Source organism: Blautia difficilis (genome assembly GCF_014297245.1).
GTDB lineage: Bacteria > Bacillota > Clostridia > Lachnospirales > Lachnospiraceae > Blautia_A > Blautia_A difficilis.
Genome location: NZ_JACOQG010000003.1, coordinates 60,315 through 82,509, shown reverse-complemented (window position 1 = coordinate 82,509; position 22,195 = coordinate 60,315). Strand labels below are relative to the sequence as shown.

Genomic DNA, 22,195 nt, shown 5'->3' with positions numbered 1-22,195 from the left:
CTGCGAAAAGATACATACACACAGTAATTTTTTAAGGAGGCCAAAAAAATGCCGTTTAATCAGAAACTTCAGAAATTCAATGCAAAGATTAATACAGTCACCATTGGCAGCGGAGATAAGACTGTAACAATCGGCGGAGATTCTACTTATCCATTTTATTCTTTTGATGCACCATCAGAAAACACACCTAAAATCGGTGTGGAGATCTCTGATATGGGTCTTGAGAATGTTGTATCCGAAGGTATCAAAGCATACTATGACGGAGCTTCCACAATTGGAGAAATGGCTAAAAAAGCAGCAGCTATGGAAGGTGCTGATTTTGTAGCGCTTATCCTTGAAGGCGGAGATCCGAACGGTGTAAACAAATCTGTTGATGAACTTATTGCAGTTGTAAAAGACGTTGCAGATTCCATTGATACACCATTAGTAGTAGAAGGATGCAAGAACGTAGAAAAAGACGCTGAACTTCTTCCAAAAGTAGCTGAAGCTCTTCAGGGAAGAAATGTATTGATCCTTTCTGAAAAAGAAGAAAACTACAAAGCAATCGGTGCTGCAGCAGGACTTGCTTACGATCAGATCGTAGGTGCAGAATCTGCCGTAGATATCAACCTTGCTAAACAGCTTAACGTTGTAACTACTCAGTTAGGCGTTAACGCACAGAAGATCGTTATGAATATCGGCAGTGCTGCTGCCGGATATGGATATGAGTACGTTGTATCTACAATGGACCGTATCAAAGGTGCAGCTTTATCTCAGAATGATAACATGCTGCAGATGCCTATCATTACACCGGTATCCGCTGAGACATGGGGCGTAAAAGAAGCTACAGCTTCTGAAGCTGACATGCCTGAATGGGGACCGGAAGAAGAGCGTGGAATCGATATGGAAGTTATGACAGCTGCTGCTGACCTTGCAGCCGGATCTGATGCAGTCATCTTAAGACATCCGGAAGCTGTTGCAACTATTTCCAGAATGATCAAAGCACTTGCGTAATTGAATAGGAGGAACAAATAAAATGGCACTGAATGGTATTCAGATCTTTAAATTAACACCAAAGAAAAACTGTAAGGAATGCGGATGCCCAACATGTATGGCTTTCTCTATGAAGGTTGCTCAGGGCGCTATGAAAATCGAACAATGTCCGCATATGTCTGAGGATGCTTTAGCATCTCTTTCCGAGGCAACTGCTCCGCCAATGAAGACAATCAAAATTGGTACTGGTGCAGAAGAGCACACTCTGGGTGGAGAAACAGTATTATTCAGACATGAAAAAACATTTGTAAGCAAGCCAAGATATGCAGTAGCTCTGTGCACATGCATGGATGATGCTACAGTAGAGGCGAAACTTGCAGAGATCCCGAAGGTAGATTATGACCGTATCGGTGAAAGAATGTATGCTGAACTTGTATATGTAAACTGTGGCGAGGGTGCAGATGCAGCTAAATATACAGCACTTGTAGAAAAAGCAGCAGGTCTTGGAAGAACTTTAGTTCTTGAATGCAAAGATCCTGAAATTGCTAAAGCCGCTCTTGCAGTATGCAAAGACAGCAAACCGGTCTTAAACGGTGCAGATGCTTCCAACTATGAAGCAATGAACGCAGTTGCTACAGAAGCAGGTGTTGTTCTCGGTGTATCCGGAAAAGACTTAAATGAATTATATGATACAACAGCAGCTCTTGAAAAACTTGGAAACAAGAACCTTGTTCTTGATACAACAGGCGCTGACATTAAAGAAACCTTTGCAAACACTGTACAGGTTCGTCGTGCAGCTCTGAAAGATCAGGACAGAACATTTGGTTATCCATCTATCGTAAACCTTGTTAAGATCGCAAAAGGTGACCTTCACTTACAGGCAGCTTTAGCATCTATGTTTACAATGAAATATGGTTCCATCATCGTTATGGAGCAGATGACATATGCAGAAGCTCTTCCGTTATATGGCCTGCGTCAGAACGTTTACACTGACCCACAGAAGCCAATGAAAGTTGAGCCAGGCATCTATCCGTTAAATGGTGCTGATGAGAATTCTGTAGTAGTTACTACTGTAGACTTCGCTCTTACATATTTCGTTGTATCCGGCGAGCTGGAGCGTTCCGGTGTTCCGCTTAACCTGGTAATCAATGATGCAGGCGGACTTTCCGTACTGACATCCTGGGCAGCTGGTAAATTCTCCGGCAACAGCATTTCTTCTTACATCAAAGAAAATGTTGAGCCTAAGGTGAAATCCAGAAAGCTTATTATCCCAGGTAAGGTAGCAGTTCTTAAGGGTGACCTTGAAGCAAAACTTCCTGGATGGGAAATCATCGTTGGACCAAGAGAAGCTGTACAGCTTGTTAAATTCTTAAAGGATATGCAGGCAGACGGTCAGATCTAATCGGTGTGAGATGCCGGACCGGTCATGGATCCGGTCTGGCATTTAATAAGAAGCATACAGGTTATATCCTGTGTAAATAAATAAAAAGGAGAACACGGTTATGGCAAAATTTGTAACAATCGGAGAAAGACTTTCCACTACTGCACCTGCAGTAAACAAAGCATTTACAGAAAGAGATCCAGAGCCGATCATCAAAAGAGCAAAACAGCAGCTTGATGCTGGTGCTACTTACCTTGATGTAAACATCGGACCTGCTGAGAACGATGGAGAAGATCTGATGAAATGGGCAGTACAGCTCCTTCAGTCAGAGTTTGACAATGTTCCGCTTGCACTGGATACAACAAACAAGAAAGCTATTGAAGCTGGTATCTCTGTATACAACAGAGCAAAAGGAAAACCGATCGTTAACTCTGCTGATGCTGGTGACAGAATCACAAACATCGACCTTGCAGCAGCAAACGATGCCATCTGTATCGCACTTTGCTCTTCCGGTATGGTAGCAGCAGACAATGATGAACGTATGATGCATTGCCAGAACATGCTTGAAAGAGGTATGTCTCTTGGTATGGAAGCTGAAGATCTCTGGTTTGACCCGTTATTCCTGGTTGTAAAAGGAATGCAGGAAAAACAGATGGAAGTTCTTGAAGCAATCAAAATGTTCTCTGAAATGGGACTGAACTCCACAGGTGGTCTTTCTAACAACAGTAACGGTATGCCAAAACATATCCGTCCGATCATGGACTCTGCTCTTGTAGCAATGGCTATGATGAATGGTCTTACATCTGCGATCGTTAACCCTAACGATCTTCGTCTGATGGAAACTATTAAATCCTGTGATGTATTCAAAGGTAATACACTGTATGCAGATTCCTATCTGGAAATCTAATCAGTATTATCTGAAAAGCGTATTTAATTGAATACATAATTATGGGGGCTGAAGGCTTCGGTCTTCAGCCCTTGTTTTATTACAGGCTATTAACGACTATGAGAAAGGTGGTTGCCGAATGTTTAAGGTAACATTTTCATTCGAAGATGGCAGTGTGGTAGAAGCGTTTGCCAATGCGGGGGATAATTTACTTGAGGTAGCTCGTGGAGCCAATGTGGCCATCGATGCACCCTGTTCCGGAAACGGAGCCTGCGGAAAATGCCGTGTCCAGTTAAAGAGCGGAGAACTGGAAAGCAAAAAGACATTACATATTTCTGATGAGGAATATCAGGAAGGATGGCGCCTTGCCTGCTGCAGCAAAATCAGTGCTGATGTGGATGTGCTGGTACCTGATATTGCATCTGCCTATAAGAGCAGAATGAAAGTAGCTGATTTAAGCTCTAAAGAGGAAATAGCCATTTTTGAAAATGCCAAAAGAGATGTAGAGCTTGCAGGCATCGAATTGAAGAACAGTCTGGAAGTTGTGGATGTCACAATGGATCCTCCGTCTCTGGATGACACAATGCCGGATAACGAGAGACTTACAAGGGCACTGCGGAAGTATCTGAATATCAGCAGAGTCAGAATCCCTTATACAGTTCTGAAAAAACTTCCGGATGTATTGAGAGAGAGTAATTTTTCAGTAAAATGTGTGATCCGCGCTACTTCTGACGATATGTTTGTGTATGATATCTTCGGTAAAGACGAAGATGTAGTAATCGGTGGTCTGGCAATCGATATTGGTACAACAACTGTTTCCGCTGTACTGATCAATATGGAGAATGGTGAGATTCTGGCAAAGAGTTCTGCCGGAAACGGACAGATCCGTTTTGGTGCAGACGTTATTAACCGAATTGTAGAATCACAGAAACCAGGCGGCCAGCAAAAGCTGCAGGATGCTGTGATCAAAGAAACTATCAATCCGATGATCAACGAGATGTGCAAAAGTGCAAAATTCCCGAAAAACCGCATATACAGAATGTGCGTGGCATCTAATACAACTATGAATCATCTGTTTGCAGGAATTAATTCTGATCCATTACGTACAGAACCATATATCCCTGCATTCTTTAAGACCAATTCCCTCTTTGCTTCTGATGTGGGAATTGATATTAATAAAGACGCTCATATTATTATGGCGCCGAATATCGGAAGCTATGTAGGCGGCGATATTACAGCCGGAACCCTGGTCAGCCAGATCTGGAACAGGCCGGAGTTTTCACTGTTTATCGACCTTGGTACAAACGGAGAGCTTGTATTTGGAAACTCAGACTTTATGATGAGCTGTGCATGTTCTGCAGGTCCTGCCTTTGAAGGTGGTGACATTAGCTGTGGTATGCGTGCCACAGATGGAGCCATCGAAGCATGTACCATTGACAAAGAGACTATGGAGCCCACCTACAAGATCGTAGGTGATCCGGGAACCAAACCTGTAGGTTTATGTGGATCCGGTATCATCGATGTGATCAGTGAACTTTATATCTGCGGAATCATCAACCCCAAGGGTAAATTTATCCGTGAAGGAAAGAGAATCAAACATGACAAATACGGAATGGGCAGCTATATCCTTGCATTTGAGGAAGAGGCAGGTTCTGTAAAAGATGTTGAGATTACAGAAGTTGATATTGACAACTTTATCCGTGCCAAAGGTGCCATCTTCTCAGCAATCCGTACAATGCTTACTTCTCTGGATTTCGATGTGAGCATGATCGATGACGTATATGTTGCAGGCGGTATCGGAAGCGGTATCAACATGCAGAATGCAGTCAACATCGGTATGTTCCCGGATATCCCCATTGAGAAATTCCACTACATTGGTAACTCCTCTCTGACAGGTGCCTATCTGATGCTTCTGTCAACACCGGCAGAGAAGAAGACTTATGAACTTGCTTCCAATATGACATATATGGAACTTTCTACAGTGCCGATTTATATGGATGAATTTGTAGGTGCATGTTTCATTCCTCATACAGATACCAGTATGTTCCCGACAGTAATGGAAGAGATTCAGAACCGCTGATATTTATACGGCATACGGCAGGTTACCGGGAGTGAACCGTAACGATTGCCGCGCTTGAATGAATAAAAAGTAACAGGGCAGGCAAGTACATTTTGTCTGTCCTGTCTGTGGAGACTTAGAATGGCTTTTAGCTTAAATGACTTAAATTATGAAAAAGACAGTAAGGAAAGAATGCCATGGGAGCATTATACTCAGGAGTTTGCAGCTGCAGATCCGAAGGAAATTGCTTCCAGACTGTCTATTCCTTACGATGAAGAAACAAAAAAACTGACTTTAACTTTTCTTGGAACACAGTATCAGATTACATGGCCGGATTTTGAAGTAACACATACGCCGGATGATAAGGGCTTTTATCCGCTGGAGGACATGATCTATGCCAGAATCCTGACTATCCGTTTTCTTTTAAACGGTGTGAAATCTGAAAGCTCCGGAAAATTTAAGACATACCGTGAGATGCCATGGGGAGAAGTATATTTAAGGCAGTTTGACGGCAGATGCATCAAACGTCTGGCATTTTCCTATGGAAATCGTCTGGGAGATTTTAAAGCGATCATGGAGCATATCAAAGCTGTTTCAGTGAAACATGGAGATATTGCCTATGAGCTGGAAATTTTCCCGGAGTATAAAATACAGATGATCCTCTGGGAAGGGGATGAGGAATTTCCACCTTCCTCACAGATCCTTTTTTCAGATAATTTTCCTGTTTCTTTCCAGGCAGAGGATATGGCAGTTATGGGAGATGTGATCATTGGTTCTCTGAAAGCATATCTGAAATGCGTTCAGAAATGACAAATGATATCAGGATTATGGAAACTGCGAATAATCCACAAATATCAGAGTCAAATAAATAAATATAAACAGAAAGAGGGAGAAAAAAATGGGATTTTCAACAAGTACATGTACAGAATTCGTTGAAGTTCTGGCATCTAAGGCTCCGGTTCCGGGCGGCGGCGGTGCATCTGCACTGGTTGGTGCTGTAGGAACAGCTCTTGGCAATATGGTAGGAAGCCTTACTGTAGGCAAGAAGAAATATGCAGATGTAGAAGAAGAAATGTATGAATTAAAGGCAAAATGTGATCAGCTTCAGAAGGATTTCCTTCGTCTGATCGAACGTGATGCTGAAGTATTCGAACCATTATCCAAAGCATATGGAATGCCAAAAGAGACAGAGGAAGAAAAAGCTGAGAAAGCAAGAGTCATGGAGATTGTATTAAAAGATGCTTGCTCCGTTCCTATGGAAATCATGGAGAAATGCTGTGAAGCAATCGAGCTGATCGTAGAATTCGGCGCAAAGGGCTCCAAGCTTGCTATCAGTGATGCTGGTGTTGGTGCAGCTTTCTGTAAGGCAGCATTACAGGGTGCCAGCCTGAATGTATACATCAACACAAAATCCATGGCTGACAGAGAGTATGCAGAAGAATTAAACAGAAAAGCAGATGCCATGCTTGAGAAATATACAAAGATCGCAGATGACACATTTAACAGCGTACTTGGCAGACTGAAATAATAGTTTTTGAAAAATGAGTGCAATTTGGGAGGAAACAATCAATGGCTAAGCAGTTATTAGGTAAAGAAGTAACAGCAGCATTAAACGAAAAAATCAAAGCAAATGTAGCAGAGCTTCAGGGAAAAGGAGTAAATCCTACCCTCTGCATCATCCGTGTTGGTGAGAACCCAAGCGATATCTCCTATGAAAGAGGAGCAACAAAACGTTGCGAAACTTTAGGTGTTGCATGTGAGAAAATCTTACTTCCGGAGGACGTTGCCCAGGAAGAGCTTCTTGCAACTATCGATAAAGTAAACAAAGATGACAGCATTCACGGCGTATTATTATTCCGTCCGCTTCCAAAACATCTGGATCAGGCAGTGATCGAGAATGCACTTGCTCCTGAAAAAGACGTTGACTGTATGACAGACCTTTCCATGTCCGGTGTATTCACAGGCAAAAAGATCGGTTTCCCGCCATGTACACCACAGGCTTGTATGGAAATTCTTGATCATTACGGAATCGACTGCACAGGCAAAAAGGCAGTAGTAATCGGAAGAAGCCTTGTTGTTGGTAAACCTGCAGCAATGATGCTGGTTAAGAAAAACGCAACTGTTACAATCTGCCATACAAGAACTGTAGATATGCCGTCTGTAGCACGTGAAGCAGATATCATTATTGTAGCAGCAGGCCGTGCAGGTGTTGTTGGTGCTGAATATGTAAAAGAAGGCCAGACAATCATCGATGTAGGTATCAACGTAAATGCAGAAGGCAAACTCTGTGGTGATGTTGACTACGCAGCAGTAGAGCCTATCGTAGATGCTATTACACCTGTACCTGGCGGTGTTGGAAGTGTTACAACTTCTGTACTGGTTGGTCATGTAGTAGAAGCTGCAATGAGAAAGGTAAACGCATAAGATGAAAAAAGTGCCGGGAAAATATTTCTGGCTGCTTATGACAATGACAGGTGCCCTGATGTTCGGGGCACCTGCTTTCGTAAGTGCCGGGCAGGATCAGACACTATCGGATAACAGTCAGGAACCGGATCATTCAGGGGAAGGACAGATATCAAAGCCTGAATATCTGGCAGAATCCTCAGATGCAGTGATTTCCAATGAGGATCCCACAGATAACACCTATGGGTATTATACGATTATGGGTGGAACCACTGTAACAGTAAATGCCATGTGTTCTCTGTATAATGAGCAGGGTATTCCTTATCCTGCGGAGGCACTGGGAGCAGGTGGGGCACCGGATATTGAAACTTTCTGTAATATTATCATTGAGGAAGCCAATGCTGAAAATGTCCGTGGTGAGGTGGTATTTGCACAATCCATGCTGGAAACCGGATGGCTGTCTTATGGTGGTGATTCTGAGATTACCCAGTTTAATTTTGCAGGACTGGGAACAACCGGAGACGGAGTGAAGGGAAATTCTTTCCCTGATGTCCGTACAGGACTGCGGGCACAGGTACAGCATCTGAAGGCTTATGCATCCTCCGAAGCTTTAAATCAGGAATGCGTAGATGAGCGCTTTGACTATGTAACCAGAGAAACTGCTCCTTATGTGGAGTGGCTGGGGATTCAGGAAAATCCCTATGGCGGCGGTTGGGCAGCAGGAAAGGATTATGGCAGTAAATTAAGAAAAATACTGTCTTCTGTAAGTGAAATGTGATAAACATAATGCTATGATAAATAGAAACAACAGAAGAATGATTATAAGTATAAAAACAGGCAGAAGGAATTTCCTTACCGGAAATTCCTTCTGCCTGTTTTATTTTGGCTATGGAATGTAAAATGCTGTCAGCTGGCATTTACAGACCAAGCTTGATCATTTTTACAATAGTATCCTGATCAAATTTACTGCTGTCAATGGAAAGATGATACTGGGACAGATCTGTCCATTTTCTGTCAGTAAAATATTCATAGTAGGTGCGACGTTCCTTGTCTACTTTCTTGACCAGCTTCTGAACACTTTTTTCTTCACGGCCTGTACGTTCTATTACGGTCTGGACACGGTAATCATAAGGAGCATAAATAAATACACTGAGACAATTATCCTGCAGGATATGATTGGCACATCTGCCTACAATGACACAATCCTCCTTCTGGGCTGCCTCCAGGATGATCTTACGCTGCAGATCAAAGAGTACATCATTCATGGGAACAAAATGAAATTCACTGTCCAGCTGCAGTTCATGGTCAATAGGAAAACGCCATTGGCTGCCCCTTTTTTCATCCACCTTTTCAAGCAGGTCGTGGGGGATATTTTCTTTTTTTGCAGCAATATCGATCAGCTCTCTATCATAAAAAGCAAATCCCAGCTCATCTGCTAAAGCCCTGCCGATCAGTCGACCATTACTGCCAAGCATTCTGTTGATAGTAATCACACGTTTACTCATAGTCAAACCCTCCTTTGTGAAGTTTTTTTCATGTGAATATTATAACACTACTATCTGAAAATTTCCAGTATAATATATAAATATCAAATGATTATTTCTGAATATTTGTATATAATACACAAAAAATGGGACTGGCTATTTTTATGACAGTAAGGTATAATGTATCAGGTAATATGAAATAAATGTTTGTGAAGGCAGGAATAAATATGAATGACAGTATGATTACCAGTGGATTATTTGAATTACAGGATGAGGGCTATCGGGTATTCCAGGCAAAATTGATGCCCAATATTTCCTGTGACAGGATCATCGGCGTACGCACCCCAGATCTGCGAAGTTATGCCAAAAAAATATTTCAAATGCCGGAAGCAAAAGAATTTATACAAAAACTTCCTCATGATTATTATGAAGAAAATAACCTTCATGGTGCTTTGTTGTCTTTGCTTTATCCTGAAGATATAGAGACTTTTTTGGCAGAGTTGGAGCGTTTTTTGCCCTATGTAGATAACTGGGCAACCTGTGATATGCTGTCCCCTAAAATCTTCAGAAAACATTTGCCTTATATATATGAAAGGATAAAAAAATGGCTTCAAAGTGACCATGAATATACCGTCCGATTTGGAATCGTGACTTTACTTGGTTTCTATCTGGATGATGCATTTGACCCGGAAATGCTTTCACTTGTTGCAAACATAGAGTCTGAAAAATTTTATGTAAAAATGGCAGCTGCATGGTATTTCAGCATTGCGTTGGTGAAGCAGTATGAGGTAACGCTTCCTTACATACAAAAGCAGATCCTGGAGCCATGGACCCATAATAAAGCAATCCAGAAAGCACTGGAGAGCAGGAGAATTTCGCCTGAAAAAAAAGAGTATCTGAGAAATTTGAAAATAAAATTATAAGGAGATCATTATTTTGGAAAGAAAAACAAACGCAGACAGAAAAAATCTGCAGCTGTATGCTATTACAGACAGCCACTGGTTAAATGGACGCACCCTGTATTCCGTAGTAAAAGAAAGTCTGGAAGGCGGTGTAACCTTTTTACAGCTTCGGGAAAAAGAACTGGATGAAGAACATTTTCTGGAAGAAGCCAGAGAACTGCAGAAGCTTTGCAGGGAATATCAGGTTCCCTTTGTAATAAATGATAATGTGGATATTGCTGCTGCCATCAACGCAGATGGTGTTCACGTGGGACAGAGCGATATGGAGGCAGGTGATGTACGGGCCAAGCTGGGGCCGAATAAAATTATCGGGGTTACAGCCAAGACCGTAGAGCAGGCAGTTCTTGCCCAGGAGCGAGGCGCCGATTACCTGGGAGTAGGAGCTGTATTTCACACAGATTCCAAGGCAGATGCCAAGGAAATATCTTTTGATACATTGAAGGATATCTGCAAGGCGGTTTCCATTCCGGTTATTGCCATTGGCGGCATCACTGAGGAAAATGTAAGAGAACTGGCAGGAAGCGGCATCTGTGGAATTGCGGTGATCAGTGCTATTTACGCCCAGAGAGATATTAAAAAAGCAGCAGAAAACCTGAAAAATGAAACCTGCAGGATGCTTGCAGCAGAGATAACAGAAGAGAAGAATAATTAAAGGCAGGAAAGATAAAAATGAGAAAAACAGCTTTAACAATTGCAGGAAGTGATTCCAGCGGAGGTGCCGGTATCCAGGCAGATATTAAGACCATGATGGCAAACGGTGTCTATGCCATGAGTGCGATTACTGCACTGACAGCTCAGAATACCACAGGTGTATCTGCTATTTTCAATGCAACACCGGAGTTTCTGGAACAGGAGCTGGACAGTGTGTTTACAGATATTTTTCCTGATGCAGTGAAAATCGGAATGGTATCAGATCGTGAACTGATTTCTGTAATAGCCCGGAAATTGAAAGAGTATCAGGCTCGGAATATTGTAGTAGACCCTGTTATGGTAGCAACCAGTGGGGCAAGACTGATCAGTGAGGATGCGGTTGATACTCTAAAACAGGAGCTATTTCCCCTGGCTGCTGTTCTGACTCCGAATATCCCGGAGGCAGAAGTGCTCACCGGCATGAAAATCTGTACTGGGGAAGATATGATTGAAGCAGCCAGGCAGATTGCACAGCAGTATCAGTGTGCTGTTTTATGTAAAGGTGGGCATCAGCTAAATGATGCCAATGATCTGCTGTACTTTAAAGACGGCTATCGTTGGTTTGAGGGAAAACGTATTGATAATCCCAATACACATGGAACCGGATGTACCCTTTCCTCCGCTATTGCAGCCAATCTGGCTAAGGGTTATGATCTGCCAACCTCTGTAGAACGGGCAAAGGACTACATTTCAGGTGCTCTGTCTGCCATGCTGGATCTGGGTGCCGGAAGCGGACCTATGGATCATGGCTTTGCAATTACAGGCAAATACGTACAGTGATGAATTCCTGTGGCTGCTGTTTTTTCTATAAAAAACTCATTCCCGCAATCTGCATAATATATAAATGATATGAGTATGCATTATGCACAAAAAATGCTTCTGCGATAGATGTGGGATTATGAGGTGTTTTTTAAAATAAATGCTTTACAAACCACATAAAACCATATATAATAAGCTTGTAAGCAAGAAAAAAACAATTTATACCTAGTAAAACCAAACAAAACCACATTTAAATAACGGCAAAAAACAACAACATCAAAACAGGTCAATTATTATATGATGGATGAAGAGCGGAGGAAACGATCATGAAAATTTTAGATTCAAAATTTGTACGGGGATTTATTAAAATGGCAAACGATGGCTACCTGCAGGGCTGGCATGAGAGAAATGGTGGTAATCTGAGTTATCGTCTGAAACCGGAGGAAGTTGAGATGATTCGTCCCCGTCTAAATGAGAGCGGAGAATGGAAACCTATTGGAACAGAAGTACCGGGACTGGCAGGAGAGTTTTTCCTGGTAACGGGAAGCGGCAAATATTTCCGAAATATTATCGAGGATCCGGAGGTATGCCTGGCTATTATTGAACTGGATGATAAAGGTGTTAATTACAGAGTACGCTGGGGACTGGTAGAAGGCGGCAGGCCTACCAGTGAGTTACCTACCCATCTGATGAATCATGAGGTGAAAAAGAAACTGACAAACGGCAGACATCGTGTTATCTATCATGCCCATACAACGAATACTATTGCCCTGACTTTTGTGCTGCCTCTGGATGATAAAGTATTTACCAGAGAACTGTGGGAATCTGCCACAGAGTGTCCGGTAGTATTTCCTGATGGTGTAGGTGTAGTAGGATGGATGGTACCGGGCGGACGGGAGATTGCGGTAAAGACAGCTGAGTTAATGAAGAAATATGATGTTGTTATCTGGGCACATCATGGAATGTTCTGTTCCGGTGAGGACTTTGATCTTACCTTTGGTCTGCTTCATACAGTAGAGAAATCTGCAGAGATCCTGGTAAAGATTTTGTCCATGTCACCAACAAAACTCCAGACTATCACACCTGATAATTTCCGTGCACTGGCCAGGGACTTTAAGGTTACATTACCGGAAGAATTTCTGTATGAAAAAGACACAAATAAAATAAATGCCTAAAAATAAAACCGATGGCTTTGACTGTTGTTTTTCAATCATCACCATCGGTTTTCTTTCGTCAGTTCCTCAACTATGAGGTTCTTATCTGATTAGTACTGTCCACCCTGAGAACCACTGGACATCTGTCTTTCCTGGGCTTCGATCATCTTTTTCATAATATTATCAGAACAACTCTCCCTGAATTTCCAGGTTGATGGGAGATGATTTGATTTTTCAACAGAAAATTATAGTAGTATTTTGATGTAATAATCTCTTTCTGATCTTCATTATAGTACAGAAACCCTGAAAATACAAGGTTTAAAAAAGAGACAGAAAAGAGACGGGGAGCAGTTCATCCGCGGAGTAAAAACCATAATCCTGCTGACAAACATGTAGGTATTGCGTTTCATGCATTGATTGTAATACTGCAAAATGATATACTGTAGATATCAATTAAAGTGTGATGGAGGCATGGATGAAAACATATGAATTTGGAAAATCGGACACTGTTCTGATCCAACCTGTCGGAAAACACGAACTTTCATGGGTAGAAAACGAGGTAAGGGAAATACATAGGTTAACTTCCGCGGATTTCAAATATATTGCGGTGGAAATTGATGACTGGAACGATGAGCTTTCGCCGTGGAAGGCACCGGCTGTATTTAAGGATGGCGGTTTTGGTGGAGGAGCAGTTAAAACGCTGGAGAAAATACTGACGCTTTGTTCAGATAAGAAAAAATACTATATTGGCGGTTATTCTTTGGCAGGACTGTTTTCCTTATGGACAGCATACCAAACCGATGTGTTTACAGGAATTGCTGCGATATCTCCGTCCGTCTGGTTTCCTGGATTTATTGATTATATGAGGGAACATGAAATTAAGAGCAAAACTGTTTATCTGAGTCTGGGTGACAAAGAGGAAAAGACGAGAAATCCGGTTATGGCACAGGTCGGAAACTGCATCCGGAGCGGGTATGATTGGCTTAAGAAATGCGGCGTAGATTGTACATTGGAATGGAATTCGGGTAATCATTACCGGGAGCCGGATATGAGAACAGCAAAAGCATTTGCCTGGATATTAAATCAGGAGAAAAAATATAATTTAAAACCGGAGGGTGTTTAAATGGGAAAAATGATCGATTCGAGAAAGTCTATTCACAGGGGACTATGAACGTAATGGAAATCTGATCGAAGTGAGGACGCTTGCTTAAGTGTTGATCACATGCAAAATATAAAGGCATCAGTCGATAAGCTGGCTGGTGCCTTTTGTAGATAAAATAATTCTATTCGGATTAAAAATATGAACCGGATTTTCTTTTTTGTAATATTTATTATTCAGAAAATTTATCACTGTAACGAATATGCATATCTTCCCAATCCATGAACAATACATAAAATACTCTTCCGTATTGCTGGCTTTCTACGATTCTTCCATGGTCAAGTACAGAAAGGTAAGTTCCGTCAGCTTTTCGAAGATGAAAGTGAATATAGTCATTTTCATTGCCGCTGTCGATCTGTTTCCAGATGCTTGTTTCTATCTGTTGCTGCTCATCTTTGCGGATCAGATTGTGGAACCTTTTTGAGTAAGTCTGAATAGTTCCTCCATGCTTTTATAACCAGTCATATGAAAAAATTCATGACTTTTATGTGACAGATACTATTGACTGTGATATCATGAAAATAATATAATCGAAAATGACTTTTGCGGAAACGAAAGTATCTTCATTTTTTATTTACAAATATGTTTTTTGATGGAATTGTATGTTTGCCAAATTGATAATTAGTATTAGTGATGTCAATGTTGCGTGGACTTCGGAAGTAGGAGAACGGTTCGATGTATATATCGGCTGTTCTTTTTTTGTTTTCGGGCATTAAAACGGTAATGTTTTTCTTGTGTACAGTAGAGCGCTATAGTATAATAAAACCAGTTTTTGGCATAAGTTTAAAAGCTATAATAAGGAAATCGGCAAACCAGATGAAAGTCTGGGACGCAAAGCTACAGGGCCTTTAAAATGGCAGCCAGTTGCATGAAATGAGGTGCACTGTCTGTTTGACAGTGTTTTTTATGTTATAGGAAATTACTCCGTAATGTTCCTATAACATAAAAAAGCCCTCCGGGCAGGATCGCACTGCGACGGAGAGGAATTATGTCGCTGAAGCGACCCATCGCAAGAAAGAATCCTGCTTGCAGGATTCTTTCTTGTGGTGTTATTTCATAGACGTAACAATAATGACTTTATCAGGAAAGAATGAGGAAAACAAAAGTATGAAAAAGGCAAAACATTGTCTGATTGCAGTGGTGTCAGGTGTACTTGTAGCAACTGCTGTCTTGTCTGGATGTGGACAGTCAAAGAAAGAAGTATCTAAAAATGATGATCATCTTACCGTTTATCTGTGGGAAAATCGTTTGATGAAAAATATTGCACCCTATATCCATGAACAGTTTCCTGATCAGGATATTGAATTTATTATTGGTAACAATGATACCGATTTATACAGTTATTTTAAAGAACATGATGAATTACCGGATATCATAACAGTACGTCGATTCTCTGGAACAGATGCACAGGACTTACAGCCTTATCTTATGGATTTTGCTTCTTATGATGTTGTTTCCAAGTACTATTCTTATGCGGTGCAATATTATAAGAATGAGGAGGATGAAATTCAGTGGCTGCCAATCTGTGGTATTCCGCAGACGATCATTGCCAACAAAACACTGTTTGATCAGTATGGCGTAAAGATCCCAGAAAATTATGCGGAATATGTACAGGCCTGTCAGCAGTTTTATGATAATGGCATAAAACCGTATTCCATGGATCTTGGTGAAGACTGGTCTAATAATGAAATCATCCAGGCGGCGGCAATCGGTGAGTTTACAAGCCTGGATGGTATTGAATGGCGAAACGGTGCAGAAACTGCAGTGGATGAAGTAAAGTTTGATGATGCATTATGGAAACGTATTTTTTCAGAAACCAGTCAGTTTCTTAAAGACTCGTACTTTGGTAAAGAAGATATCAATATTGACATCAATACAGGAACCCAGATGTTTGCGGAGGGAAAATCAGCAATGTTTCATGGACATCCGACGGTTATGCAGCAGCTGCAGAAACAGATGGATGCGGAGCTGATCCGTATTCCTTACTTTTCACAGACATCGGATGAATCCTATGTGTACATGACTCCGTCATTAAACATTGCATTTAACAAAAACCTGGAAAAAGACCGGGAGAAACTGGATACTGCGCTGGATGTGCTGGATTGTATGATTTCAGAAGAGGGGCAAAAGCTGATTGCGGATGGAAGCGGTGTTATTTCATTGAATACAGATGTTCCAACCATGATGCAGGATGTGCCTGGACTGGAAGATGAAATTAAAAATAATGCTGTTTATATCCGATATTCCGCTCAAAAATCATTTGATGCAAGTCTTGAGGCTGTTCACGGATTACTGTCAGGGGAAATGGATGAAACACAGGCTTATGACACTTTTCGCAGTGTAATGAATCGTAAAGATCCAGAAGAAAAAGCAACGGTGAATTTTGAAAATGAATATTCCATTTCACTGAACGATAGAAATAGCCGTGATGCAGCATCTTCCATTTTAACTACGATCAGAGAAGAAAATGATGCACAGCTGGCTCTGGCACCATATTATTATTTCACTTCTTCTATGTACAAAGGAGAATGCACCAGTAGCCGGGTTGGCATGATGACTGCGAAGAGTTCGGATACAGCATTATATGTTGCAAAAATCAATGGTAAACAGGTTTATGAACTCGTGGAAAATTATCTCGCCGATGCGGATGAGAATTTTTATGTAACCAATAAATACGAATTACCAATTGCATCCGGTATGAAAATGATCGTCAGTCAAGAGGAAAGTGGATTTTCGTTAAAGGACTTGACAGTTAATGATAAGAAAATAGACAAAGAAAAGGAATACTCGATTCTTCTTACAGACACCACAATGTCTGTTTTGAAAAAAATAAATCCGGAATGTGAGATTGAGCAGCTTAAAGATACAACATTATCAAGTGCATGGATCGAAGCAATGTCAAAAGGACAGCAGCCGTCAGCACCGGAAGATTATATAGAGGTTGAACAGTAAAAGTGGAGATAGAACAAACGGTAAATAAAAGAAAAAAAATAACAAGGCTGTTGCTTATACTACTTATTATTCTTTTAAGCTTAGTTTGTATAAAGTATTTTATAAGTAAGTCTAGCAAGTATATCAGCGAAAATGGAAAAAGCAGTATGAGAGCTGTTGTTGAACAGATACAGCAGACCTATGATCTTCAAGTGAGTGGATACTACAGCCAGCTACAGTTGGTTGAGGAATTTTTACTTCATGAAAGGGAGCTGTCTCTTGAAACGGATGTGAACAAAAGTTTCTTTGAAGCATGGGAAAAAGAATCGGAAAGTACCCTTATATTCCTTCAGGAAAATGGTCAGGCAATATCAGCAGGTGGAACAAAAATGCGGATTGATATGCCCAGTAAACTTCTGCTGGACTTAAAGAATGGATACAATATTGGAAAACTGGTGCGTCTTGATTATGATCAGAAGAAAAAAGACGGTTATCTGGTTGCGATTCCATGTCAGGAATACACTATCGATGGGAAAACTTATACGGCAATTGGAACGGTGTACGATCATTCGAAACTGGATTCCATGTTAAAACTGAAAGGTTATGATGGGAAAGCATATTTGTTCATGCTGGATAATGACGGAAATATTACGTATACGAACCAGGGTGGTGATAAATACCTGCGTAATTATTCTTTGTTAAAACATTTAAAAGGGGAACAGGCTATTACAGAAGAAGAGGCTGATTTGTTCAAAAAGAAGTTTGATAACAGAGAATCCGGAGTTGCACTTTTGGGAAAACAGAACCCCTATTATCTGGGGTATTGCCCGATAGAAAGCAACAACACCATTTTGGTATGCATTGTGGCAAAGGGAGTTGTTGACAATGTGCTGAGGGATTACCAGAAAACGGTGTTGTTTACAACAATACTCATGGCAGGTTTTATATTTTTGCTTTTTGCCGGATTATTCTACAGTATTTCCAGACTTAGTCTTGCAGATCAAAAAGCAGAATATGAAAAAAGAAATAATGAACTTCATTTACAAACAATGAAGGAAATGGAAGTAGTCAATCAAAAACTGAAAAAGGCAAAGAACGTTGCAACAGAGGCTTTACAGACAGCTGAAAATGCAAATAAGGCGAAAACGGATTTCCTGTCTAATATGTCACATGATATTCGTACACCTATGAATGCAATCATTGGTATTACATCTTTGATCAGACATGATGCAGGTAATAAAGCAAAAGTTATAGAGTATGCAGATAAAATAGATATTTCATCACAGCATCTGTTAGGAATTATTAATGATGTTTTGGATATGAGTAAGATTGAGGCAGGAAAAACAGTCTTCAAGTATTCTGACTTTTCTATTCTGGATTTTATGCAGGAACTCGACACTATATTTCATTCTCAAATATATGAAAAGCAGCAGACCCTTACAATCATAAAAGAAAATATTCAGCATGAGTGGGTGAATGGGGATCAGGTTCACCTGATGCAGATTTTCAGCAACCTGCTTTCCAATGCAGTGAAGTATACCCAGGAAGGTGGGAAAATTCAGTTCTTTGTAGAAGAATGTGAGACAAAGTCATCTGTCTATGCAAAGTACCGCTTTTTAGTCTGTGACAATGGTATGGGAATGTCGTCAGATTTCAAGGATACAATTTTTGATGCGTTTACCCGTGCGGAAAGTTCCCTTACAAACAAAATACAGGGAACCGGACTTGGAATGGCGATTACTAAGAACCTGGTTGAGGCAATGGGAGGTACCATTGATGTGGAAAGTGAACTGGGACAGGGAAGCTGTTTTGAGATTCTCATGGATCTGAAAATTGCAGAGGATAGAACGGCCGCTCTGGCAGCACAAGAAGAAACAGATGAGCAGGATGGAAATATCCTTCAGGGAATGAGATTCCTGTGTGCAGAGGATAATGAGCTGAACGCAGAGATCCTGACAGAACTGTTAAAGATTGAAGGTGCGGAATGTACTATCTGTGAAAATGGCGAAGAGATTTTGAAAGCATTTGAACAGTCTGCTCCAGGGGATTATGACATGATCCTGATGGATGTGCAGATGCCTGTTATGAATGGTTATGAGGCAACGAAAGCAATCCGCAGAAGTTCCCATAAACTGGCAAAGACGATTCCTATCATTGCCATGACTGCCAATGCATTTTCAGAGGACATTCAGCATTCTCTGGCAGCCGGTATGAATGCGCATGTTTCAAAACCGGTTGAGATGAAGGTGCTGAAAAAGATGATCAGAAGCATAAAATCTGGTGGGGGGGGGTACCGAACCGCAGGTCATTGAACAGTGACAAATGGATTTGATGCGGCAGTCAATTTTATTAAACCAGGAGGTTGACAAGGAGATGTATAGAGAAATATATTTGACAGACAGACAGGAGATTTAATATGATTTCGAGAGCAAAGAAATATGTAGCAGTATTACTGGCTTTTGTATGCGTGTGTATGATATTTTCTCCCCAGACTGCATATGCAGCCGAGGACAGTTCGCAGCATGAAACTGTCAAAGTCGGTTTCTTTGCCATGGATGGTTATCATGTGATGGATGAAGAAGGCAACCGCAGCGGGTATGGCTATGATTTTCTTCGGCTGATGGCCCGTTATTGGGATGTAGATTACGAATATGTCGGATATGATAAGAGCTGGGATGATATGCAGCAGATGCTTGAAAATGGCGAGATTGATATGGTAACATCTCCCCGCAAAACACCGGAAAGAGAAGAAAAGTTTGATTTTTCACGTCCGATCGGAACCAATAATGGGATTCTGACCGTCCGCAGTGACAACAGCACGATTGTGGATGGCAATTACAGTACTTACAACGGTATGCGTGTGGCACTTTTGAACGGAAGCACACGAGATAAAGAGTTTGCGGATTTTGCAGGCAATAAAGGATTTACATATGATCCATTTTATTTTGATACGACAGCAGAGATGGAGGAAGCTCTTCAGAGCGGAAATGTTGATGCTATTGCTGCCACTTCTATGAGAAAAACAAACAATGAGCGTATCGTGGATAAATTTGACAGCAGCGATTTCTATGTCATTGTTAAAAAAGGTAATACAGAATTGCTGAATGAGATCAATTATGCAATCGACCAGATGAATGCAGTTGAGGGTGACTGGAAAACGACACTTTCTAATAAAAATTATGAAAGCATAGAAACTAAGAATCTGGAATATACGGAGAAAGAAAAAAGTATTATTTCACAGTATTCCAAGGACAACCCGCTGCATGTTCTGTGTGATCCGACCCGTTATCCATATTCTTATAATGAAAATGGTGAGATGAAGGGTATTATCCCGGATTACTTCCGGAAAATTGCAGACTATGCCGGGATTTCCTATGAGTTTCTTACACCTGCCACCAGAGATGAGTATATTGCTTATCAGAAAAATAAGGAAACCACAGATATGAGCATCGATGCGCGCCTGGAAACAGATAACTATGCTGAGACGAAAAAATGGGGGATTACTGCACCTTTCATTACGATGCAACTGGCAAGGGTGACACGGCGTGACTTTGATGGAAAAATTAATGTTGTTGCTACTGTTGACCAGACAGCATCTAATTCAATTGAAGATGCAATGGCACCCGGTGCAGAAAAACTGATGTGCAGTACCCGACAGGAAATGATGGAAGCTGTCCGTGAGGGTAAAGTAGATGCTGCCTTCGTCTACTATTACATGGCACAGGCGTTTGTGAACAGTGACACTACGGGCACCATGACATATACTCTGCTGGAACAGCCTACATTCACCTACCGCATGGTAATTTCATCAACTGAGAACCATGCGCTGGCTGGTATTCTGACGAAAGCAATGTATGCCATGCCCCAAAATCTTGTTGAAGATCTTGCAGTACAGTATACCACATACAAAGCAACAGAGCTGACATTAGTTGACTGGATACGTCTGCATCCTGTTGTTACTGTTTGGGTTCTTCTTATTTTTGGATGGCTGCTGACTACTATGGCTGTGACAATGGGGCGTCTCAGTGCAAGAAAAAAAGCTCAGAAGGCGGCCCAGGAGAAAGCTGAGAAAATGGCGGAATTGGCAGAGCATGCACAGGCTGCAGACAAGGCAAAAACAGCATTTCTGTCACATATGTCCCATGATATGAGGACACCGATGAATGCAATCATAGGATTTGCCGGTATTGCAATGAAAAACAATCCGTCAGACAAAGTGAAAAATTGTCTGGAAAAGATTGACGAAAGCTCAGAGCATTTACTGTCGCTGATCAATGATATATTAGATCTGACCCGCATCGAAAGTGGAAAAGTGAATTACAATCCGGTACCGGCGGATGTGAAAAACATTACAGATTCTGCATTGGATATTACAAAAGGTTTTCTTACGAACAGGGATATCAACTTTAAGATTCAGCGTGAAGAAGCAAAGATTCCAAATGTACTTGTGGATCCTGCACGCCTGCGTGATGTGCTGGTCAATATTCTGAGCAATGCCGTGAAATTCACTCCGGATGGAGGGACGATTACATTTGAAGCCCGGTGTCAGGAAAAGGGCGGGGATGGATATATAAATATGCGTTACCGCATTTCGGATACTGGTATTGGCATGAGTGAGGAATTTACAAAAGAAGTTTTTGAGGAATTTGCACAGGAAGATTCCGGTGTGAGAACGCAGTACCATGGAGTTGGACTGGGGATGGCTATCGTAAAGAAGTATGTAGATATGATGGGTGGAACCATTTCCGTGCAGAGTAAAAAGCATGAGGGAACCACATTTACTGTGGATATTCCTTTGGAAATTACAGATAAGGAATGTAATAAGTCAGACACAGGTATTTCTGAAAAGGTGAATCTTACAGGTGTGAATGTCCTTCTTGCAGAGGATAATGAACTAAATGCAGAGATTGCTGCCGTGCAGTTGGAAGAGTTCGGGATGAATGTAGAAAGAGCTGTGGATGGAAAGAATGCTGTTGAGATTTTCAGAAATCATCCGAAAGGTACATTTGATGTAATCCTGATGGATGTCATGATGCCTGAAATGAATGGTTATGAAGCGACAAAAGCAATCAGGGCAATGAATGACAGACCGGATGGAAAAAACATTCCTATTATAGCAATGACAGCTAATTCATTTGCAGAAGATGTTCAGGCATCACTGGATGCAGGAATGAACGCACATTTGTCAAAGCCGATTGTGATTGATGAAGTTATAAAAACGATTATAAGGTATGTATATAATTGATTAGCAGAGGTTCATGAATTAGTGGAATACAATTGACAGGAGGACTAAAATATGACAATGCGAGAGTTATATACAGTTAAAACAGACATTGGAAAAAGTACCAGAAGTAT

At 41.2% G+C, this 22,195-nt stretch carries 17 protein-coding genes and 1 riboswitch; of the genes, 16 read left to right on the top strand and 1 reads right to left on the bottom strand.

Annotation, left to right across the window (positions count from 1 at the left end):
- Positions 1 to 48 precede the first annotated feature (48 nt).
- The 8 genes from acsD to H8Z82_RS03310 all read left to right on the top strand — a co-directional run bounded on the left by acsD (position 49) and on the right by H8Z82_RS03310 (position 8,479).
- Positions 49 to 993: an acetyl-CoA decarbonylase/synthase complex subunit delta gene (gene acsD, locus H8Z82_RS03345; RefSeq protein WP_019161835.1), complete on the top strand. Its 945-nt coding sequence runs from the start codon at positions 49 to 51 to the stop codon at positions 991 to 993.
- A gap of 22 nt (positions 994 to 1,015) precedes the next feature.
- Positions 1,016 to 2,374, top strand: coding sequence for an acetyl-CoA decarbonylase/synthase complex subunit gamma (gene acsC / locus H8Z82_RS03340; RefSeq protein ID WP_019161834.1), 1,359 nt, complete (start codon positions 1,016 to 1,018; stop codon positions 2,372 to 2,374).
- 100 nt (positions 2,375 to 2,474) lie between these two features.
- Positions 2,475 to 3,260 carry a carbon monoxide dehydrogenase/acetyl-CoA synthase methytransferase subunit gene (gene acsE, locus H8Z82_RS03335; protein WP_019161833.1) on the top strand — a complete coding sequence of 262 codons (786 nt, stop codon included), beginning with the start codon at positions 2,475 to 2,477 and terminating at the stop codon, positions 3,258 to 3,260.
- A gap of 118 nt (positions 3,261 to 3,378) precedes the next feature.
- A complete protein-coding gene (gene acsV / locus H8Z82_RS03330) occupies positions 3,379 to 5,319 on the top strand; it encodes a corrinoid activation/regeneration protein AcsV (RefSeq protein WP_186994237.1) in 1,941 nt (646 codons plus the stop codon).
- Between the two features lie 120 nt (positions 5,320 to 5,439).
- Complete coding sequence (locus H8Z82_RS03325) at positions 5,440 to 6,108, top strand: DUF3786 domain-containing protein (protein ID WP_186994236.1); 669 nt, start codon at positions 5,440 to 5,442, stop codon at positions 6,106 to 6,108.
- Positions 6,109 to 6,196: 88 nt separating this feature from the next.
- Positions 6,197 to 6,826 (top strand): cyclodeaminase/cyclohydrolase family protein, encoded by a 630-nt coding sequence (locus H8Z82_RS03320; RefSeq protein ID WP_019161830.1) that lies wholly within the window; start codon positions 6,197 to 6,199, stop codon positions 6,824 to 6,826.
- Positions 6,827 to 6,867: 41 nt separating this feature from the next.
- Positions 6,868 to 7,722, top strand: a complete 855-nt coding sequence (locus tag H8Z82_RS03315) for a bifunctional 5,10-methylenetetrahydrofolate dehydrogenase/5,10-methenyltetrahydrofolate cyclohydrolase (RefSeq protein WP_019161829.1) — start codon at positions 6,868 to 6,870, stop codon at positions 7,720 to 7,722.
- 1 nt (position 7,723) lies between these two features.
- Positions 7,724 to 8,479: a glucosaminidase domain-containing protein gene (locus tag H8Z82_RS03310; protein WP_186994235.1), complete on the top strand. Its 756-nt coding sequence runs from the start codon at positions 7,724 to 7,726 to the stop codon at positions 8,477 to 8,479.
- A gap of 139 nt (positions 8,480 to 8,618) precedes the next feature.
- On the opposite strand, the gene H8Z82_RS03305 is transcribed toward H8Z82_RS03310, so the two are convergent.
- Positions 8,619 to 9,206 carry a cytidylate kinase-like family protein gene (locus H8Z82_RS03305; RefSeq protein ID WP_186994234.1) on the bottom strand — a complete coding sequence of 196 codons (588 nt, stop codon included), beginning with the start codon at positions 9,204 to 9,206 and terminating at the stop codon, positions 8,619 to 8,621.
- Positions 9,207 to 9,412: 206 nt separating this feature from the next.
- On the opposite strand from H8Z82_RS03305, the gene H8Z82_RS03300 reads away from it, so the two are divergent.
- From H8Z82_RS03300 to H8Z82_RS03265, 8 genes are all read left to right on the top strand, one after another.
- Complete coding sequence (locus H8Z82_RS03300) at positions 9,413 to 10,108, top strand: DNA alkylation repair protein (RefSeq protein ID WP_243176385.1); 696 nt, start codon at positions 9,413 to 9,415, stop codon at positions 10,106 to 10,108.
- Positions 10,109 to 10,121: 13 nt separating this feature from the next.
- Positions 10,122 to 10,799, top strand: a complete 678-nt coding sequence (gene thiE, locus H8Z82_RS03295; protein WP_186994232.1) for a thiamine phosphate synthase — start codon at positions 10,122 to 10,124, stop codon at positions 10,797 to 10,799.
- A gap of 17 nt (positions 10,800 to 10,816) precedes the next feature.
- Entirely contained in the window at positions 10,817 to 11,617 is an 801-nt protein-coding gene (gene thiD / locus H8Z82_RS03290) for a bifunctional hydroxymethylpyrimidine kinase/phosphomethylpyrimidine kinase (protein WP_019161824.1), read from the top strand.
- A 305-nt stretch (positions 11,618 to 11,922) separates the two neighbouring features.
- Positions 11,923 to 12,771: a rhamnulose-1-phosphate aldolase gene (gene rhaD / locus H8Z82_RS03285; RefSeq protein ID WP_019161823.1), complete on the top strand. Its 849-nt coding sequence runs from the start codon at positions 11,923 to 11,925 to the stop codon at positions 12,769 to 12,771.
- A 454-nt stretch (positions 12,772 to 13,225) separates the two neighbouring features.
- Positions 13,226 to 13,873: an esterase gene (locus H8Z82_RS03280; RefSeq protein ID WP_186994231.1), complete on the top strand. Its 648-nt coding sequence runs from the start codon at positions 13,226 to 13,228 to the stop codon at positions 13,871 to 13,873.
- Positions 13,874 to 14,705: 832 nt separating this feature from the next.
- Positions 14,706 to 14,781: riboswitch (cyclic di-GMP riboswitch) on the top strand.
- A 235-nt stretch (positions 14,782 to 15,016) separates the two neighbouring features.
- Positions 15,017 to 16,861 (top strand): ABC transporter substrate-binding protein, encoded by a 1,845-nt coding sequence (locus H8Z82_RS03275; RefSeq protein WP_186994230.1) that lies wholly within the window; start codon positions 15,017 to 15,019, stop codon positions 16,859 to 16,861.
- 146 nt (positions 16,862 to 17,007) lie between these two features.
- Positions 17,008 to 19,152 (top strand): ATP-binding protein, encoded by a 2,145-nt coding sequence (locus tag H8Z82_RS03270; protein ID WP_186994229.1) that lies wholly within the window; start codon positions 17,008 to 17,010, stop codon positions 19,150 to 19,152.
- Between the two features lie 104 nt (positions 19,153 to 19,256).
- Positions 19,257 to 22,085 (top strand): transporter substrate-binding domain-containing protein, encoded by a 2,829-nt coding sequence (locus tag H8Z82_RS03265; RefSeq protein ID WP_186994228.1) that lies wholly within the window; start codon positions 19,257 to 19,259, stop codon positions 22,083 to 22,085.
- The last annotated feature ends 110 nt before the right edge of the window (positions 22,086 to 22,195 follow it).

Bases quoted from the DNA above. Each gene is read 5' to 3' on its own strand.
- acsD (WP_019161835.1), top strand. From the start codon at position 49: ATGCCGTTTAATCAGAAACTTCAGAAATTCAATGCAAAGATTAATACA.
- acsC (WP_019161834.1), top strand. From the start codon at position 1,016: ATGGCACTGAATGGTATTCAGATCTTTAAATTAACACCAAAGAAAAAC.
- acsE (WP_019161833.1), top strand. From the start codon at position 2,475: ATGGCAAAATTTGTAACAATCGGAGAAAGACTTTCCACTACTGCACCT.
- acsV (WP_186994237.1), top strand. From the start codon at position 3,379: ATGTTTAAGGTAACATTTTCATTCGAAGATGGCAGTGTGGTAGAAGCG.
- H8Z82_RS03325 (WP_186994236.1), top strand. From the start codon at position 5,440: ATGGCTTTTAGCTTAAATGACTTAAATTATGAAAAAGACAGTAAGGAA.
- H8Z82_RS03320 (WP_019161830.1), top strand. From the start codon at position 6,197: ATGGGATTTTCAACAAGTACATGTACAGAATTCGTTGAAGTTCTGGCA.
- H8Z82_RS03315 (WP_019161829.1), top strand. From the start codon at position 6,868: ATGGCTAAGCAGTTATTAGGTAAAGAAGTAACAGCAGCATTAAACGAA.
- H8Z82_RS03310 (WP_186994235.1), top strand. From the start codon at position 7,724: ATGAAAAAAGTGCCGGGAAAATATTTCTGGCTGCTTATGACAATGACA.
- H8Z82_RS03305 (WP_186994234.1), bottom strand. From the start codon at position 9,206: ATGAGTAAACGTGTGATTACTATCAACAGAATGCTTGGCAGTAATGGT.
- H8Z82_RS03300 (WP_243176385.1), top strand. From the start codon at position 9,413: ATGAATGACAGTATGATTACCAGTGGATTATTTGAATTACAGGATGAG.
- thiD (WP_019161824.1), top strand. From the start codon at position 10,817: ATGAGAAAAACAGCTTTAACAATTGCAGGAAGTGATTCCAGCGGAGGT.
- rhaD (WP_019161823.1), top strand. From the start codon at position 11,923: ATGAAAATTTTAGATTCAAAATTTGTACGGGGATTTATTAAAATGGCA.
- H8Z82_RS03280 (WP_186994231.1), top strand. From the start codon at position 13,226: ATGAAAACATATGAATTTGGAAAATCGGACACTGTTCTGATCCAACCT.
- H8Z82_RS03275 (WP_186994230.1), top strand. From the start codon at position 15,017: ATGAAAAAGGCAAAACATTGTCTGATTGCAGTGGTGTCAGGTGTACTT.
- H8Z82_RS03270 (WP_186994229.1), top strand. From the start codon at position 17,008: ATGAGAGCTGTTGTTGAACAGATACAGCAGACCTATGATCTTCAAGTG.
- H8Z82_RS03265 (WP_186994228.1), top strand. From the start codon at position 19,257: ATGATTTCGAGAGCAAAGAAATATGTAGCAGTATTACTGGCTTTTGTA.